Raw genomic sequence first — 15,972 nt, 5'->3', positions numbered from 1 at the left:
GGTGTGCCGTATGTCACGCTTCCGCAGGGCATCCGGAGCGGACAAAATCTTGGGGCCGGTCCGAGGGCCCCCGTACGGATGACCTTCGGCCGTGCCGGGCATCAACGGGGATGACCGCGCCGGACCGCGAATCACGCCGGGAGCCGCGCGTGTTCGCACTATCTGAGGAGCCGCCTGATGTCCGATTTCGTACCCGGACTCGAAGGGGTCGTCGCGTTCGAGACCGAGATCGCCGAGCCCGACAAGGAGGGCGGGTCGCTCCGCTACCGGGGGGTGGACATCGAAGACCTGGTCGGACACGTCTCCTTCGGGAACGTCTGGGGCCTGCTGGTCGACGGTGCGTTCAACCCGGGGCTGCCGGCCGCCGAGCCCTTCCCGATCCCGGTGCACTCGGGTGACATCCGCGTCGACGTCCAGTCCGCGCTCGCCATGCTCGCCCCCGTGTGGGGCCTGAAACCGCTGCTGGACATCGACGAGCGCACCGCGCGCGACGACCTGGCCCGGGCCGCCGTCATGGCGCTGTCGTACGTCGCCCAGTCCGCCCGCGGGCAGGGCCTGCCGATGGTGCCGCAGCGCGAGATCGACAAGGCCGAGTCCGTCGTCGAGCGGTTCATGATCCGCTGGCGGGGCGAGCCGGACCCCAAGCACGTCAAGGCCGTCGACGCCTACTGGACGTCCGCCGCCGAGCACGGCATGAACGCCTCCACCTTCACCGCCCGCGTCATCGCCTCCACCGGCGCCGACGTGGCGGCGGCGCTGTCCGGGGCGGTCGGCGCCATGTCGGGCCCGCTCCACGGCGGCGCCCCGTCCCGCGTGCTCGGCATGATCGAGGAGATCGAGCGCACCGGCGACGCCGTCGCCTACGTGAAGAAGGCCCTCGACAAGGGCGAGCGCCTGATGGGCTTCGGACACCGCGTCTACCGCGCCGAGGACCCCCGCGCCCGCGTGCTGCGCCGCACCGCCAAGGAACTCGACGCCCCGCGCTACGAGGTGGCGGCGGCACTGGAGAAGGCCGCCCTGGAGGAGCTGCACGCGCGCCGCCCCGACCGGGTCCTCGCCACCAACGTGGAGTTCTGGGCCGCGATCATGCTGGACTTCGCGGAAGTCCCGGCGCACATGTTCACGTCCATGTTCAGCTGCGCCCGTACCGCCGGCTGGTCCGCGCACATCCTGGAGCAGAAGCGGACGGGCCGCCTGGTGCGCCCGTCGGCCCGCTACACCGGTCCCGGCCGTCGCGACCCCCGCGACATCGAGGGCTGGGCCGACATCGCCGAGACGGCCTGATCCGTCCCGCACCCCTTTTCGCCCGGCGGGCGCCGCACCCCTTCACGGGGGTGCGGCGCCCGCACCCCGTTCGGAGCCACGTGTCCAGGATCCCCTACCTCTTCCTCGCCGTCGGCGCGCTCGTGGCCGCGGTCTGCCTGCTGCGGCGACGCCGCCTCCTGCACGCGCGCGGCATCGCGGTCACGGCCCGCTGCTCCGCCGTGCACCGGCCCGCGCGCGGCGGCGAGGCCCGGATCACGCTGCGCTACCCCACGCCGGACGGCCGCACCCGCACCCATGCGACGGGTGAGCGGGAATGCCCGCCGGGAACCCGCGAGGGCGACCCCGTGGAGGTGCTGTACGACCCCCGGGACCCGTCCCGGGCCGGTACGGCGCTCACGGCACGGAAGTCCCCCTGGCGGCACTACGACCTGTACGCCCTGATGGTCCTGTCCCTCGGCGTCGCGGTGGCGGCGGCCCGGATCTGACACGGGGCGGGGGCGCCGGGGCGGCGGGCTCGGGCGGCGGGCGTCGGCGTCGGGGGGCGTCGGCGGTCAGGTCAGGGTCGCGTCCAGGATGCGGGACCACTGGGCCACCACGCGGGCCCGGCGGGCCGTGTCGTCGGTGAGGACGTTGGCCAGGCCCAGGCCGCGGGCCATGTCGAGGAGGCCCTGCACGGTCTCCCGTACGCCGGGCACGGACTCGTCGGCGCCCAGCAGCTCCACCGCGATGCGGTGGGTCTCACGGCCGACGCGCGCTTCGAGATCGGTGACCTGCGGGCGCAACTGCTCCTCGTTCGAGGCGGCGACCCACAGCTGGAGAGCGGCCCGGAACAGGGCGCCCGTGAACAGGTCGACGATGGCCTCGACCACGGCCGGGCGGGGTGCCGGGGCCGTGTGGAACAGCTCGCGCAGGGCGGTGGAGCGTTCCTCGGCGACGAACGCGACCGCCGCGGTGAAGAGCGCTTCGCGGGTCGGGAAGTGGTGCTGGGCCGCGCCCCGCGAGACCCCGGCCCGTTCGGCGACGACGGCGACGGTGGAGCCCGCCCAGCCGTGTTCCGCGAGGCAGGCGACGGCGGCTTCCAGGAGGTGGCGTCGGGTGACGCGACTGCGGGCCTGCTTGGGGCCGGTCACCGTACCCATGCCGCGTCCCGGCGCTCGAAGCGGGCGGTGATGCCCTCGCGGGCCTCCGCCGACGCGAAGACGGACGCGGACAGCTCGGTCAGCCGGGCGCCGTCCCGGTCCAGGGCCTCCCGCACCCCGGCCGTGACCAGGACCTTGGTGGTGGCGAGGGCCTGCGGGGCGGCCCTGCGCAGGCCGTCGAGCACGGGGGCCAGGGCGGTGTCGACGTCGTCCTCGGCGTGCAGCGTGAGCAACCCGATCCGGGTGGCCTCGGCCGGGCCGAAGGATTCGGCGGTGAGGAAGTAGCGGGAGGCCGCGCGCGGGTCGAGGCGGGGCAGCAGGGTCGCGGAGATCACCGCCGGGGCCAGGCCGAGGTGGGTCTCGGTGAACGCGTACGAGGACTGCGGTCCGGCGGCGGCGATGTCGCACGCGCCGAGCAGGCCGAGGCCGCCGGCGCGGACGTGACCGGTGACGCGGGCCACCACCGGCTTCGGCAGTTCGGTCGTCTCGCGCAGGAGCGCGAGGAAGTCGGCCGGGTCGCAGGGGGACTTGAGGTCGGCGCCGGCGCAGAAGGTGTTGCCGGTGTGGGTGAGGACCACCGCGCGGATGTCGGGGTCGGCGGCGGCCCCGGCGAGGGCCGAGCGGAGGTCTGCGACCAGCTGCGCGGAGAGGGCGTTGCGGTTGGTCGGGGAGGTGAGGGTGAGGGTGCTGATGCCGTTCGCCTGGCCGGCGTGTACGAGTGGGGGCATGGGTCCTCCGGGGGCGGGCTGCGGCGGGGGCGGCCGGCGGGACGGGGTGGGGTGGGTCGGGCGGGGGCGTGGGTCGGGCGGGGGCGTGGGTCGGGCGGGGGCGGGGTGGGGTGCCGTCCGGGATGGGCATGATTTATGGCGCCCGTTCCGGGTCTGAGTTTGCGGGCGGGAGTGGGCGCCAACAAATCACGTTTTACATCCCGGACGGCACCCCACCCCGCCCCCGCCCTCGGGTTCGTCCCCGGCCTGGCGATCGTGGTCGGCCTCGGGTCCGATACGGCGTTGTCGCCCTTGGGTCACGGGGGGTCAGTAGGACTTGGGGAGGCCCAGGGTTTGGTGGGAGATGAAGTTGAGGATCATTTCTCGGCTCACCGGGGCTATGCGGGAGACGCGGGCGGCCGTGATCAGGGAGGCCAGGCCGTATTCGCGGGTGAGGCCGTTGCCGCCCAGGGTGTGGACGGCCTGGTCGACCGCCTTGACGCAGGCTTCGGCGGCGGCGTACTTGGCCATGTTCGCCGCCTCGCCGGCGGCCATGTCGTCGCCCGCGTCGTAGAGGTGGGCGGCCTTCTGCATCATGAGGCGGGCCAGTTCGAGTTCGATGTGGGCTGCCGCCAAGGGGTGTGCGATGGCCTGGTGGCTGCCGATGGGCTCGCGCCAGACCTGGCGGGTCTTCGCGTAGTCGACGGCCTTGGCGAGGGCGTGGCGGCCCATCCCGATGGCGAAGGCGGCCGTCATGATCCGCTCCGGGTTGAGGCCCGCGAAGAGTTGGAGGAGGCCGGCGTCCTCGTCGCCGACGAGGGAGGACGCGGGGAGGCGGACCTCGTCCAGGGTGAGTTCGAACTGTTTCTCCGCCGCCTGGAGTTCCATGTCGATGACGGTGCGGCCGAAGCCGGGGGTGTCGCGGGGGACGATGAACAGGCACGGCTTGAGGCGGCCGGTGCGGGCGTCGCTGGTGCGGCCGACGATCAGGGTGGCGTCGGCGATGTCCACGCCGGAGATGAAGACCTTGCGGCCGGTGAGGATCCAGTCGTCGCCGTCGCGGCGTGCGGTGGTGGTGATGCGGTGGGAATTGGACCCGGCGTCGGGTTCGGTGATGCCGAAGGCCATCGTGCGGGTGCCGTCGGCGAGGCCGGGGAGCCAGGCGCGCTTCTGCTCCTCGGTGCCGAAACGGGCGATGACCGTGCCGCAGATGGCGGGCGAGACGACCATCATGAGGAGCGGGCAGCCCGCCGCGCCGAGTTCCTCCAGGACGATGGAGAGTTCGGCGATGCCGCCACCCCCGCCGCCGTGTTCCTCCGGAAGGTTGACCCCGAGGTAGCCGAGGCCGGCGGCGTCGGCCCACAGTTCGTCGGGGTGGCCGCCCTCGCGGGCGACGCGGGCGAGGTAGTCGCGGCCGTACTTCTGGCCGAGGGCGGCCACCGCCGTGCGCAGGGCCTTGTGCTCGTCGGATTCGATGGTGGGGCTCATGTCTGCGTTTCCTCCTGGACTACGGCGAGCAGGGCGCCGAACTCGACCTGTTGGCCGGGAGCGGCGTGGAGCGCGGTGAGCGTGCCGGAGGCGGGGGCGAGGACGCGGTGCTCCATTTTCATGGCCTCCAGCCAGAGCAGGGGTTGCCCGGCGGTCACGGCGGAGCCGGGGGCGAGGCCCTCGGCGACGCGGACGACGGTGCCGGGCATCGGGGCGAGCAGGGAGCCGGGCGCGGTGTGGTCCTCGGGCTCGGGGAACCGGGGGACGGGGAGCAGGGTGTGCGCGCCGAGCGGGGAATCGACGTGGACCTCGCCGGTGTGCGGGTTGTGTTTCACGTGGAACACGCGTCGGATGCGGTCGACTTCCAGGGTCACGCGGGTGGGCGTGGCGTCGAGGAGCTTGATGTCGGGGTGGTCGGCGAGGACGCCGTCCTGCTGGTAGCGGGCCGTGTACGTGGTTCCGGCCGCCGTGTAGCTGCGGGTCTGCGGCTGGGAGCGGACGTTGCGCCAGCCGCCGAGCCGGGCGGCGAGGCCGGCGCCGGGGGCGGGGGCCGCCTCGGCGAGGGCGGCGGCGAGGACCGCCGTCGTCGGGTCCGGGGTGTCCGTGGTGAGGGCGGCCAGGTGGCGGTCGTAGAAGCCCGTGTCGGGCCGACCGCCGGTGAACTCCGGGTGCCGCAGCGAGCGTACGAGGAGGTCCCGGTTGGTGATCAGGCCGTGGACGCGGGCCCCGGCCAGGGCGTGGGCGAGGACACGGACGGCTTCGGCGCGGGTGGGGGCGTGGGCGATGACCTTGGCGAGCATCGGGTCGTAGTGCACGCCGACGGTGTCCCCGTCGGCGAAGCCGGTGTCGACGCGGAGTCCGCCGGGGACGTCGAGGGTGTGCAGGACACCGGCCTGGGGCCGCCAGTCGTGGGCCGGGTCCTCGGCGTAGAGGCGGGCCTCGACGGCGTGGCCGGTGGGCTGCGGCGGGGTGGGGGGCAGTGCGGCGCCTTCGGCGACGCGCAGCTGGTGGGCGACCAGGTCGAGGCCGAAGACGGCCTCGGTGACGGGGTGCTCCACCTGGAGGCGGGTGTTCATCTCCAGGAAGTACGGGCGGCCGTCGGCGGTGACGAGGAACTCGACGGTGCCGGCGCCCTCGTAGGAGACGGCGCGGGCGGCGGAGACGGCCGCGTCGTGGAGGGCGGCGCGCAGGGTGTCGGGCAGGCCTGGTGCGGGAGCCTCCTCGATGACCTTCTGGTGGCGGCGTTGGAGGGAGCAGTCGCGGGTGCCCAGCGCCCAGACGGTGCCGTGGGTGTCGGCGAGGACCTGTACCTCGACGTGCCGGCCGCGCTCCACGTAGGGCTCGGCGAAGACCTCGCCGTCGCCGAAGGCGGAGAGGGCCTCGGCGGAGGCCGCGTCGAGGGACTCCTTGAGGGTGTCGAGGTCCCGTACGACGCGCATGCCGCGGCCTCCGCCGCCTGCGGCGGCCTTGAGGAGCAGGGGTAGGTCGGCGGTGCCGGCGTCGGCCGGGTCGACGGGGTCGAGGAGGGGGACGCCGGCGGCGCGCATGAGCTCCTTGGCCCGGGTCTTGGAGGCCATCGCCTCGATCGCCTCGGGGGGCGGGCCGATCCAGGTCAGGCCGGCGGCCCGGACCCGGCGGGCGAAGTCGGCGTTCTCGGAGAGGAATCCGTAGCCGGGATGGACGGCGTCCGCGCCGGCCGTCCGGGCCGCTTCGATGAGCAGGTCGGCGCGGAGGTAGGTGTCGGCGGGTGCGGCGCCGGGCAGGCGGACGGCGGCGTCGGCGCACCGGACGTGCAGGGCGTCGGCGTCGGGGTCGGAGTGGACGGCGACCGTCGCGAGGCCGAGGGCGCGGGCCGTGCGCAGGATCCGGACGGCGATCTCGCCCCGGTTGGCGACGAGGAGGGAGGTGATGGTCATCTGCGGGCTCACATCCGGAAGACGCCGAAGCCGCCACGGGCGCCCTCGACGGGGGCGTTGTGGACGGCCGACAGGCACAGGCCGAGGACGGTGCGGGTGTCACGGGGGTCGATGACGCCGTCGTCGTACAGCCGCCCGGACAGGAACGTCGGCAGGGACTCGGATTCGATCTGCGCCTCCACGAAGGCGCGCATCCCGGCGTCCTGTTCCTCGTCGTACGGGAGGCCCTTCGCGGCGGCGGACTGGCGGGACACGATGGACAGGACGCCGGCGAGTTGGGCGGGGCCCATGACGGCCGATTTGGCGCTGGGCCAGGCGAAGAGGAAGCGGGGCTCGTAGGCCCGTCCGCACATGCCGTAGTGGCCGGCGCCGTAGCTGGCGCCGATGAGGACGGACAGGTGCGGGACGCGGGAGTTGGACACCGCGTTGATCATCATCGAGCCGTGCTTGACGATGCCGCCCTGCTCGTACTCCTTGCCGACCATGTAGCCGGTGGTGTTGTGGAGGAAGAGGAGCGGGATGTCGCGCTGGTTGGCGAGCTGGATGAACTGGGCGGCCTTCTGCGACTCGGCGCTGAACAGCACGCCCTGGGCGTTGGCGAGGATGCCGACCGGGTAGCCGTGCAGGGAGGCCCAGCCGGTGACGAGGCTGGGTCCGTAGAGGGGCTTGAACTCGTCGAAGTCAGAGGCGTCGACGATGCGGGCGATGACCTCGCGCGGGTCGAAGGGGGTCTTCAGGTCCGGGGGGACGATCCCGAGGAGTTCCTCCGGGTCGTGGAGCGGCTCGGCGGCGGCCGGTGGGTCCTGGTGCGGCTTGCGGTGGTTGAGGCGGGCGACGATGCGGCGGGCCTGGCGGATCGCGTCGTACTCGTCGAGGGCGTAGTGGTCGGCGAGGCCGGAGGTGCGGGCGTGCATGTCGGCGCCGCCGAGGGACTCGTCGTCGCTCTCCTCGCCGGTGGCCATCCTGACCAGGGGCGGACCGCCGAGGAACACCTTCGAACGGTCCTTGATCATGATGGTGTGGTCGGACATGCCGGGGATGTACGCGCCGCCGGCGGTGGAGTTGCCGAAGACGACGGCGATGGTCGGGATGCCGTCGGCGGAGAGCCGGGTGAGGTCGCGGAAGATCGCGCCGCCCGGGATGAAGATCTCCTTCTGGGAGGGCAGGTCGGCGCCGCCGGATTCGACGAGGCTGACGCAGGGCAGCCGGTTCTGCCGGGCGATCTCGTTGGCCCGCAGCGCCTTCTTCAGGGTCCACGGGTTGCTGGCGCCGCCGCGGACCGTGGGGTCGTTGGCGGTGATCAGGCATTCGACGCCCTCGACGGTGCCGATGCCGGTGACCATGGATGCGCCGACCGGATAGTCGCTGCCCCAGGCGGCGAGCGGCGACAGTTCCAGGAACGGGGTGTCGGGGTCGAGGAGCAGCTCGACGCGCTCGCGGGCCAGGAGCTTGCCCCGGTCCCGGTGGCGGGCCGTGTACTTGTCGCCGCCGCCCGCGAGGGCCTTGGCGTGTTCGGCGTGCAGGGCGTCGAGGCGTTCCAGGGCGGCCGTACGGGCCGTCGTGTGCTCGGGGCTGCGGGGGTCGACGGTGGTGCCGAGGCGGGTCATGGGCGGGTCCCCTCCGGGGTGGGCAGGAGGTGGGTCGGGATGTCGAGGCGGTGGGCGCGGGTCCCCTCCGGGGTCGGCAGGAGGTGGGTCGGGATGTCGAGGCGGCGGGCGCGGAGCCATTCGCCGAGGGCCTTGGCCTGCGGGTCGAAGCGGTGGCCGGAGGCGACGCCGGCGCCGAGGATGCCGGTGACGGTGAAGTTCAGGGCCCGCAGGTTCGGGAGTTCGTGGCGGGTGACGGGGAGCTCCGCCGTCTCCGGGAGCAGGGTGCGCAGGGTGTCCACGGTGAGCGTGCGGAGCAGCCAGTCCCACGCGGGGTCGCTCTCCACCCAGACGCCGATGTTGGCGTCGCCGCCCTTGTCACCGCTGCGGGCACCGGCGACCGCGCCGAGGGGCGCGCGGGTGGTGGGGCCGTCGGGGTGCGGGGTGTACGGGTGCGCGGGGTTGTCGGCGTGCGCGGGGTGCGCCGGGTTGTCGGCGTGCGCGGGGTGCGCCGGGCCGTCCGGGGTCTTCCCCGGCGCGGCGGGCGCGGGGCCCTCGGCGTGCGCGGGGTTGTCGGGGGTCTCCCCCGGCGCGGCGGGCGCGGGGGCGTCCGGGGTTTCACCCGGCGCGGGGCGTGCGTCCCGGGGTGTCGTCGCCGGTGGGGCGGGTACGGGGAATCGGCTGCCGTCGGGGAGGACCGCGGTGTGCGGGACGGAGTCCGCCGGGACGGCAGCCGAGGTGAACACCCCGTACGGCTGGGCCGGTCCGGGCGGGGCGGTGACGTGGAAGCCCGGGTAGCTGCCGAGGGCGAGTTCCACGGCCGCCGAGGTCAGCGCGCGGCCGACCCGGTCCGGGGAGGGGTCGCGGACGACGAGGCGCAGCAGGGCGCTCGCGGTCTCCTCGGTGTCGGCGTCGTCGTGGTCGGTCCGGGCGAGGGTCCAGCCGGCCGACCCCACCTCGGTGAGGAGATCGGCGAGTTGCTCGCGGACCAGGGCGGCCTTGGCGTCGATGTCCAGGCCGGTCAGGACGAAGACCACCTCGTTGCGCCAGCCGCCGATGCGGGTCACGCCCACCTTGAGGGTGTCCGGCGGGGCCTCGCCCCGGACCCCGCCGACCCGGACCCGGTCCTGCCCCACGGTGGTGAGGCGGACGGTGTCCAGGCGGGCCGTGACGTCCGGGCCGAGGTAGCGGGCGCCCTGGGTCTCGTACAGCAGTTGGGCGGTCACCGTGCCCGGGGTGACGGCACCGCCGGTGCCCGGGTGTTTGGTGATGACGGCCGAGCCGTCCTCGGAGACCTCGGCGAGGGGGAAGCCGGGGCGGCGGACGTCGTGGGCGGTGAAGAAGGCGTAGTTGCCGCCGGTGGCCTGGGTCCCGCACTCCAGGACGTGGCCGGCGACCACCGCGCCGGCCAGTCGGTCCAGGTCGTCGGCCGCCCAGTCGAACCACCAGGCGGCCGGCCCGCTGACCAGGGCGGCGTCCGTCACCCGGCCGGTGACGACGATGTCGGCGCCGGCCCGCAGGCAGGCGGTGATGCCGGCCCCGCCGAGGTAGGCGTTGGCGGTGAGCGCGCCCTCCTCGTAGGGCATCAGGTCGTCGCCCTCGACGTGGGCGACGGCGACCGGGATCCCCGCCTTGGCCGCGAGGGTGCGGACGGCGTCGGCGAGGCCCGCCGGGTTGAGTCCGCCCGCGTTCGTGACGATCCGTACGCCCCGCTCGTGGGCCAGGGCCAGGCAGTCCTCCAGCTGGCGCGGGAACGTCTTGGCGTAGCCGAGGCCGGGGTCCTTCAGACGGTCGCGGCCGAGGATCAGCATGGTGAGTTCGGCGAGGTAGTCGCCGGTCAGGACGTCGAGGGGGCCGCCGGTCAGCATCTCGCGCAGCGCGCCGGCGCGGTCCCCGTAGAAGCCGGAGGCGTTGCCGATGCGCAGGGGGCGGCGGCTCACCGGGATCCGGCCCGGGGGGTGCGTCCGGCGCCGGCCGGACCGGCGAAGGCCTGCGCGATGTCCAGCCACCGGTCCGCGTCGGGGCCGCCGGCCGTCAGCGCGAGGTCGTCGCGGTGGGCGCGCTGCGTGACGAGCAGGCAGAAGTCGAGGGCCGGCCCGGAGACCCGCTGCTCGGCGTCGGCCGGGCCGTACGTCCAGGGCTCCCCGCCGTCCGGTGCGTGGAGTTCCACCCGGAACTCCACCGCGGGCGCCGGCAGGCCCCGTACCGCGTACGCGTAGTCGCGGGCCCGTACGCCGATCCGGGCGACGTGCCGCAGCCGGGCGGTGGGGGTGCGGCGGACCCCGAGGGCGTCGGCGACGTCCTGGCCGTGGGCCCAGGTCTCCATCAGGCGGGCACCGGCCATCGAGTTGGCCTTCATGGGCGGCCCGTACCAGGGGAAGCGGGCGTCGGGCGAGGCCGCGTCGAGGGCGTCGTCGAGGGCCACCCGGCCGGCCCGCCAGCGGGCGAGCAGCTCGGCGGGTGGCAGCGCGGCGCCCTCGGCGGCGCCGTCGTCGACGAACGAGTCGGGGGCCTTGAGCGCCTCCTGCACCATCTGCCCGAAGCCGTCGGCGTCGGTGAGGGCGAGCAGCGAGGCACGGTCGGTCCAGTGCAGGTGGGCGATCTGGTGGGCGATGTCCCAACCGCTCGCGGGCGTCGCCCGCGCCCAGTCGGCGGTGGGCAACTCCGCTACGAGGGAGTCGAGTTCACTGCCCTCAGCACGGAGATCGGCGAAGACGGCGACGGCGGACGGATCGGGCACGGTTGCGCTCCCCTGCTCGGCGTGGGGGGAAGCCTGGCACCCGCCGGAGAAACAATCAAGCACGCTTGCATGATTTCTTCGGGGACCGTCCCGTTCCCGCCAAGCGGGCCAACCGGCCCGAACCGGGCGGGGTTTGCCGTTCGGAATGGTCCGGCCCGGCGGGGCGCGCGCCGGGCCGCGGGGCGGGTGGAGGGGTTTCGGTCGGGCGGGTGGGAGTGCGGCGGGTGGGCGTGGTGGCGCGTCGATACTGGGGGCTTCGCTCCGGGCCCGGGAGTGCGCCGTCGCAGCCGAACACGTCCATGTCACCTCGACGAAGAGGATGAACCGCCGTGAACCCAGCCGACCCAGCCACCCCGTCCGGCCCGTCCACCCCGTCCGACTCCTGCACCCCGCCCCCGGGGTCCCTCCACCCCGAGCTCGACGCCGCGGCCCTCGGGTCCTTCGCCGCCGCCCTGGAGAGCGGTGATCCTTCCGGGTTGCCGCCCGCGCGGGCCGGTGAGGTGGAGGCCGTCCGGTCCGTCGCGGTGTTCAGCCGGGGCCGGGTGGGCGGTGCGGGCGGTGTCCTGCTCGACGCCGCGCTGTGGCGGCGCAAGGGTTCCGGGCCGCGGCCGGTCGTCGTGATGCCCGCGCCGTGGACGAACCTGGGCTGGGTCACGTACGCCGTCCGGGCCAGCGCGTTCGCGACCCGCGGCTACGACGTCCTCGCCTACACCCCCCGTGGCTTCGGCGCCTCCGCGGGACAGGCCGACGCCGCGGGCCCCCTCGACGTCGCCGATGGCAGCCGGGCCCTGGACCACCTGCTGCAACGCACCGCCGGACCCGTCACCCGGATCGGTTTCCTGGGCGTCTCCTACGGCGCCGGCATCGGCCTGCTCGTCGCCGCGCACGACCCCCGGGTGGACGCGGTCGGCGCGTTCAGCGCCTGGGGCGACCTCGGCGCGGTCCTCGTGGAGAACTCGACCCGGCGCGTCGGCGCCGTGCGGGCCCTGCTCGCGGCCGCCGCCCGGGCCCGGCTGAGCCCGGAGACGGAGCGCGCGCTGGACGACGTACTGACCGGCCGCGACGTCGTGGGCGCCCTGCGCTGGGCGGAGGAACGTTCCCCCTTCGGCCACGTCAAGGAGTTCAACCGGCGCCGGCTGCCGGTGTTCCTCTCCCACGCCTGGCACGAGACGCTCTACCCGACCAACCAGACCCTCAAGCTGTTCGACGAACTCACCGGCCCCAAGCGCGTCGTCCTGTCGATCGGCGACCACGCCGGCCCCGGCTCCGCCGGACTGCTCGGCCTCCCGGACCGTGTCTGGACGGACGCCGACCGCTGGTTCGACCACCACCTCATGGGCGCCGACAACGGCGTCGCGGACGAGGGCCAGGTCGCGGGCGAGGTGATGTGGAGCGGAACCGTCGAGCACCGGGCCACCCGGCACGCCCTCACCCGGCGGATCCACCGACTGCACCTCACCGGCGGCGGGCGGCTCGCCGAACGGCCCGAGGCCGGCTGGACCGCCGGACTGCTGTGCGGGGTGGACACCCCGACGGCCGTCGCCGACGAGGTCGTGCGCTCCGGGTACGCGGAGATGGCGGGCCGCCCCCGGATCCACCCGGCCGGTGACATCGACCGCACGGTGGCCGCCGTCTGGGTCTGCGCCCCCGCCGAGGACACCCTGCGGCTGCGCGGCGTCCCCCGGCTGCGGGTCACCTACCGGGCCGCGAACGCCGGCTCCAGCTTCGTCGCCCACCTCCTGGACCTCGCCCCCGACGACTCGGCCCGCCTGATCACGCACGCCCCGTACAGCGACCTCGGGTCGGCTCCGGACAGCCTGGTCGGCGCGGACATCGACCTCCAGGCCACCGCGTACGACGTCCCGCGCGGGCACCGCCTGCTGCTGGTGATGGCCGGCCGCGACGCCTTCTACGCGGACGCCAACCTGCCGCGCGCCTCCCTCGCCTTCACCTCGCCCGAGACCACCCCCTCCTACCTGGACCTCCCCCTGGGCTGACCCCGAACCGGATCCGGATCCGACGACGCGGGGCCGACGATCCGGCGCGCCCCGTCAGGAGCCCGACCTGCGCGTGAAGTCCATCGTCCAGTTCCGCAGCCACGTGCCGCCCCCGTCGACGGAGAAGAACTGCTCCCAACGGGGCGGTGCGCCGGCCGTGGTCCCCGACCAGAGGTACCGCACCCGCACCGCCCTGCCGTCGTGCGTGTCCTCGCCCTCGAAGATCCCCCGGCCGTCCGCGAACCGGCCGACGACGGGCGGGAACAGCACTCCGGTGCGACGGCTCGACCAGTACAGCGACCATTGCGCGCGCTCCCGGTCGAACAGGCGCAGGGTGAGCCCGGCGAAGCCCTTCGTCGGAAAGTCGACCTCGTCGAAACTGGCCCCGCCGTCGAAGTGGCGGGAGATCCGCGAGACCCCCGGGAACTCCTCCCACTCGCTGTCCGGGTCGAGGAAGTCGGTGCGCCAACGGTTGGCGATGTCCCAGGTCCCGACGAGGAAGTCGAAGTCGTTCATGCGGTGCGCTCCCCTGTTCCGTGCCCCGGCGCCGGTCGGCTCCGGGGCGCTGCGTTCGGAGGGAACCGTAGGAGCGCTCCCCTGACATCCTGTGTCAGTGAAGTCCAGCCGTCTCCTGTCGATGCTGTTGCTGCTCCAGACCCGGGGGCGGATGACCGCCGCCGAGCTGGCGCGGGAGCTGGAGGTGTCCGTACGCACCGTCTACCGCGACGCGGAGGCGCTGACCGCCGCGGGCGTGCCCCTGTACGCGGACGCCGGGCACAGCGGCGGCTACCGGTTGCTCGCCGGCTACCGGACCCGGCTGACGGGGCTCAGCGCGGACGAGGCCGAGGCGCTGTTCCTGACCGGGATGCCGGGGCCCGCTGCGGACCTCGGACTGGGCCCGGCCGTGGCCGCGGCGCAGCTGAAGCTGCGGGCGGCGTTGCCGCCGGAGCTGCGCGCGCAGGCCGACCGGATCCGGCTGCGCTTCCACCTGGACGCGCCCGGCTGGTACGCGGAGCACGAGGAGGTCCCGTACCTCGCGCAGGTCGCCGACGCGGTGTGGCGGGGCCGGGTGATCGCGGTGCGCTACCGCCGGTGGAAGGAGCCGCAGGAGGTGGAGCGGCGGCTGGAACCGTACGGGCTGGTCCTGAAGGCGGGGCGCTGGTACCTGGTGGCGGGGCCGGAGGGGCCGCGTACGTACCGGGTCGATCAGATCCTCGACGTCACCGCGGGCGACGAGGGGTGCGAACTGCCCGAGGGCTTCGACCTGGCCGCGCACTGGCGGCGCAGCCAGGCCGACTTCCACGAACGGCTGCACCCCGAGGAGGCGGCCGTACGTCTCTCCGCGCGGGCGGCGGAGCGGCTGACGGGGGCCGCCGCGCGGGCACTGGCCGCGACGGGCCGGCCGGATCCGGACGTGCCGGGCTGGATCCGCGCGGTCCTGCCCGTCGAGTCACCCGAGCAGGCGGAGGCACAGTTCCTGGCACTGGCGGCGGAGGCGGAGGTACTGGGCCCACCGGCCCTGCGGGCCCGCGTCAGGGCCACCCTGGCGGCGCTGACGGCCCGCTACGGGTGAACCCGGTGGGGCGGGGTCGGGGCGGGGCCCACCGGGCCGGGCCGGGTCAGCTGGCCTTGCCGGGGGTCGCGGCCGTGGCCCGCAGGAGGTCGCGCAGCAGGTCGAAGTCGATCCGGTCGGGGTGGCGGAAACGCAGGCAGGACTTGCCCATGTCGTGTCCGGCGAGGCGTTCGGCGAAGGCGTCCCGGACGTCGGTGCGCAGCAGGTACACGGACACGTACTGCTTCTGGTTCGCCCAGGCGACCTCGCCTTCGGTCCCACCGGGCCGGACGTACACGGGCATGCCGTACGCGATGGTCTCCTCGAAGCCGGTCAGCTCCGTACGGCACAGCTCGCGCAGCCGGGTCAGGGCCGGCCGTCGCGCGTCCGGGGCGGCGGCGAGGTAGCCGGCGACGGGGTCGGCGGCAACGGGCCCGGGGGCCGGGGCCTCGGGCGTGACCGGGTGATCCACGTGGTCCATCAGGAAACTTCCTCCTTGGGGCCGGGCTTCGCCCGGCCGCCGATCTGGGAGCGGACCGCGCCCATGCTGGCCGCGATGACCAGGGCGATGGCGAGGGCGTCGAGGGCGGACATGGCCTGGTTCAGGACCAGGAAGCCGGCGGTCGCCGCGATGGCGGGTTCCAGGCTCATCAGGATGGCGAAGGTGGGGGCGGGCATCCGGCGCAGGGCCAGCAGTTCCAGCGTGTACGGCAGGACCGACGACAGGACGGCCACGCCGAGGCCCAGCGCCAGGGTGCTCGGCACCAGCAGGGCGGACCCGGACTCGACGACGCCCAGGGGCAGCGAGATGACCGCGGCGACGGCCATGGCCAGGGCCAGTCCGTCGGCCTGCGGGAACCGCCGGCCGGTCCGGGCGCTGAAGACGATGTACGCGGCCCACATGGCGCCCGCTCCGATCGCGAACGCTGCACCCGCCGGGTCGAGGGAGCCGAAGCCGAGGCCGCCCCCGCCGTGTCCGGACAGCAGGACGACGCCGCCGAGGGCGAGGCCCGCCCACAGCAGGTTCACCAGGCGCCGCGAGACGATCACCGACAGGGCCAGCGGGCCGAGGACTTCCAGGGTCACGGCGGGGCCGAGGGGGATCCGGTCGATGGACTGGTAGAAGAGGCCGTTCATGCCGGCCATCGCCACGCCGAAGGCGATGACGGTGCCCCAGTCGGAGCGGCTGTAGCCGCGGACCTTGGGCCGGCACAGGATCAGCAGCACCAGCGCGGCGGCGGCCAGCCGCAGCGTGACGACCCCGGCCGCGCCCGCCCTCGGCATGATCATGACCGCGAGGGCGGCCCCGAACTGCACCGAGATCCCGGCCGAGACCACGAGAGCCACCGGCCCGAACCGCGTACGGGCAGGTACCGGGGCGGGCCCGGCGGCCGTTCGCGCGGTCGCGGTGGCGAAGGTTTCGTGGGAGGCCGTCGGGGACGGGGAGGGTGCGGGCATGAATCCAGCCTAAGGGGTACGTAAGGGCCGTGACGCGGTGTCCTTCCTTACAGGGCTCGTCCCGTCATGGCGCCCCTCCCCCCGCGGTCCCCCTCCCTCGCGGTCCCCCGAAGCAGGGCTCCC

14 protein-coding genes are annotated in these 15,972 nt (G+C 74.5%); 4 read left to right on the top strand and 10 right to left on the bottom strand.

The window, feature by feature from the left end:
* Positions 1-177: 177 nt before the first annotated feature.
* Both ACZ58N_RS22150 and ACZ58N_RS22145 read left to right on the top strand, forming a co-directional pair.
* The gene (locus ACZ58N_RS22150) at positions 178-1,284 is read left to right on the top strand and encodes a citrate synthase 2 (RefSeq protein WP_281208451.1); all 1,107 of its coding nucleotides are present in this window, start codon (positions 178-180) and stop codon (positions 1,282-1,284) included.
* An 80-nt stretch (positions 1,285-1,364) separates the two neighbouring features.
* Positions 1,365-1,751, top strand: coding sequence for a DUF3592 domain-containing protein (locus tag ACZ58N_RS22145; protein WP_471162491.1), 387 nt, complete (start codon positions 1,365-1,367; stop codon positions 1,749-1,751).
* A 66-nt stretch (positions 1,752-1,817) separates the two neighbouring features.
* Here the strand turns inward: ACZ58N_RS22145 and ACZ58N_RS22140 are convergent, their stop codons facing one another.
* The 7 genes from ACZ58N_RS22140 to ACZ58N_RS22110 all read right to left on the bottom strand — a co-directional run bounded on the left by ACZ58N_RS22140 (position 1,818) and on the right by ACZ58N_RS22110 (position 10,842).
* The gene (locus tag ACZ58N_RS22140; protein WP_471162488.1) at positions 1,818-2,405 is read right to left on the bottom strand and encodes a TetR/AcrR family transcriptional regulator; all 588 of its coding nucleotides are present in this window, start codon (positions 2,403-2,405) and stop codon (positions 1,818-1,820) included.
* Positions 2,393-3,133 carry an enoyl-CoA hydratase family protein gene (locus tag ACZ58N_RS22135; RefSeq protein ID WP_471162485.1) on the bottom strand — a complete coding sequence of 247 codons (741 nt, stop codon included), beginning with the start codon at positions 3,131-3,133 and terminating at the stop codon, positions 2,393-2,395. Before ACZ58N_RS22135 ends, ACZ58N_RS22140 begins: the two co-directional genes overlap by 13 nt.
* 306 nt (positions 3,134-3,439) lie before the next feature.
* Positions 3,440-4,600 carry an acyl-CoA dehydrogenase family protein gene (locus tag ACZ58N_RS22130; RefSeq protein ID WP_471162482.1) on the bottom strand — a complete coding sequence of 387 codons (1,161 nt, stop codon included), beginning with the start codon at positions 4,598-4,600 and terminating at the stop codon, positions 3,440-3,442.
* A complete protein-coding gene (locus ACZ58N_RS22125; RefSeq protein WP_471162480.1) occupies positions 4,597-6,516 on the bottom strand; it encodes an acetyl/propionyl/methylcrotonyl-CoA carboxylase subunit alpha in 1,920 nt (639 codons plus the stop codon). Before ACZ58N_RS22125 ends, ACZ58N_RS22130 begins: the two co-directional genes overlap by 4 nt.
* An 8-nt stretch (positions 6,517-6,524) precedes the next feature.
* Positions 6,525-8,123 carry an acyl-CoA carboxylase subunit beta gene (locus ACZ58N_RS22120; RefSeq protein WP_471162477.1) on the bottom strand — a complete coding sequence of 533 codons (1,599 nt, stop codon included), beginning with the start codon at positions 8,121-8,123 and terminating at the stop codon, positions 6,525-6,527.
* Positions 8,120-9,970 carry an acyclic terpene utilization AtuA family protein gene (locus ACZ58N_RS22115; protein WP_471162619.1) on the bottom strand — a complete coding sequence of 617 codons (1,851 nt, stop codon included), beginning with the start codon at positions 9,968-9,970 and terminating at the stop codon, positions 8,120-8,122. The genes ACZ58N_RS22120 and ACZ58N_RS22115 overlap by 4 nt, the downstream gene beginning before the upstream one ends.
* A 68-nt stretch (positions 9,971-10,038) precedes the next feature.
* The gene (locus ACZ58N_RS22110; protein WP_471162474.1) at positions 10,039-10,842 is read right to left on the bottom strand and encodes a TIGR03084 family metal-binding protein; all 804 of its coding nucleotides are present in this window, start codon (positions 10,840-10,842) and stop codon (positions 10,039-10,041) included.
* A gap of 329 nt (positions 10,843-11,171) precedes the next feature.
* Between ACZ58N_RS22110 and ACZ58N_RS22105 the strand changes: the two genes are divergently transcribed.
* Positions 11,172-12,839, top strand: coding sequence for a CocE/NonD family hydrolase (locus tag ACZ58N_RS22105; protein WP_471162472.1), 1,668 nt, complete (start codon positions 11,172-11,174; stop codon positions 12,837-12,839).
* A 54-nt stretch (positions 12,840-12,893) separates the two neighbouring features.
* Here ACZ58N_RS22105 and ACZ58N_RS22100 read toward each other — a convergent pair whose 3' ends face one another.
* The gene (locus tag ACZ58N_RS22100; RefSeq protein ID WP_471162469.1) at positions 12,894-13,355 is read right to left on the bottom strand and encodes a hypothetical protein; all 462 of its coding nucleotides are present in this window, start codon (positions 13,353-13,355) and stop codon (positions 12,894-12,896) included.
* A 97-nt stretch (positions 13,356-13,452) separates the two neighbouring features.
* On the opposite strand from ACZ58N_RS22100, the gene ACZ58N_RS22095 reads away from it, so the two are divergent.
* On the top strand, positions 13,453-14,412 hold the full coding sequence (locus ACZ58N_RS22095; RefSeq protein ID WP_471162466.1) for a helix-turn-helix transcriptional regulator: 960 nt from the start codon (positions 13,453-13,455) through the stop codon (positions 14,410-14,412).
* Positions 14,413-14,458: 46 nt separating this feature from the next.
* Here ACZ58N_RS22095 and ACZ58N_RS22090 read toward each other — a convergent pair whose 3' ends face one another.
* Both ACZ58N_RS22090 and ACZ58N_RS22085 read right to left on the bottom strand, forming a co-directional pair.
* Entirely contained in the window at positions 14,459-14,872 is a 414-nt protein-coding gene (locus tag ACZ58N_RS22090) for a DUF1801 domain-containing protein (RefSeq protein WP_471162463.1), read from the bottom strand.
* Positions 14,872-15,849, bottom strand: coding sequence for an EamA family transporter (locus ACZ58N_RS22085; protein WP_471162460.1), 978 nt, complete (start codon positions 15,847-15,849; stop codon positions 14,872-14,874). Before ACZ58N_RS22085 ends, ACZ58N_RS22090 begins: the two co-directional genes overlap by 1 nt.
* Between the last annotated feature and the right edge of the window lie 123 nt (positions 15,850-15,972).

The organism is Streptomyces sp. NPDC040432 (assembly GCF_055595445.1).
Note: the sequence above shows the minus strand (reverse complement) of the source record. Positions and strands in the feature narration are given on the sequence as shown.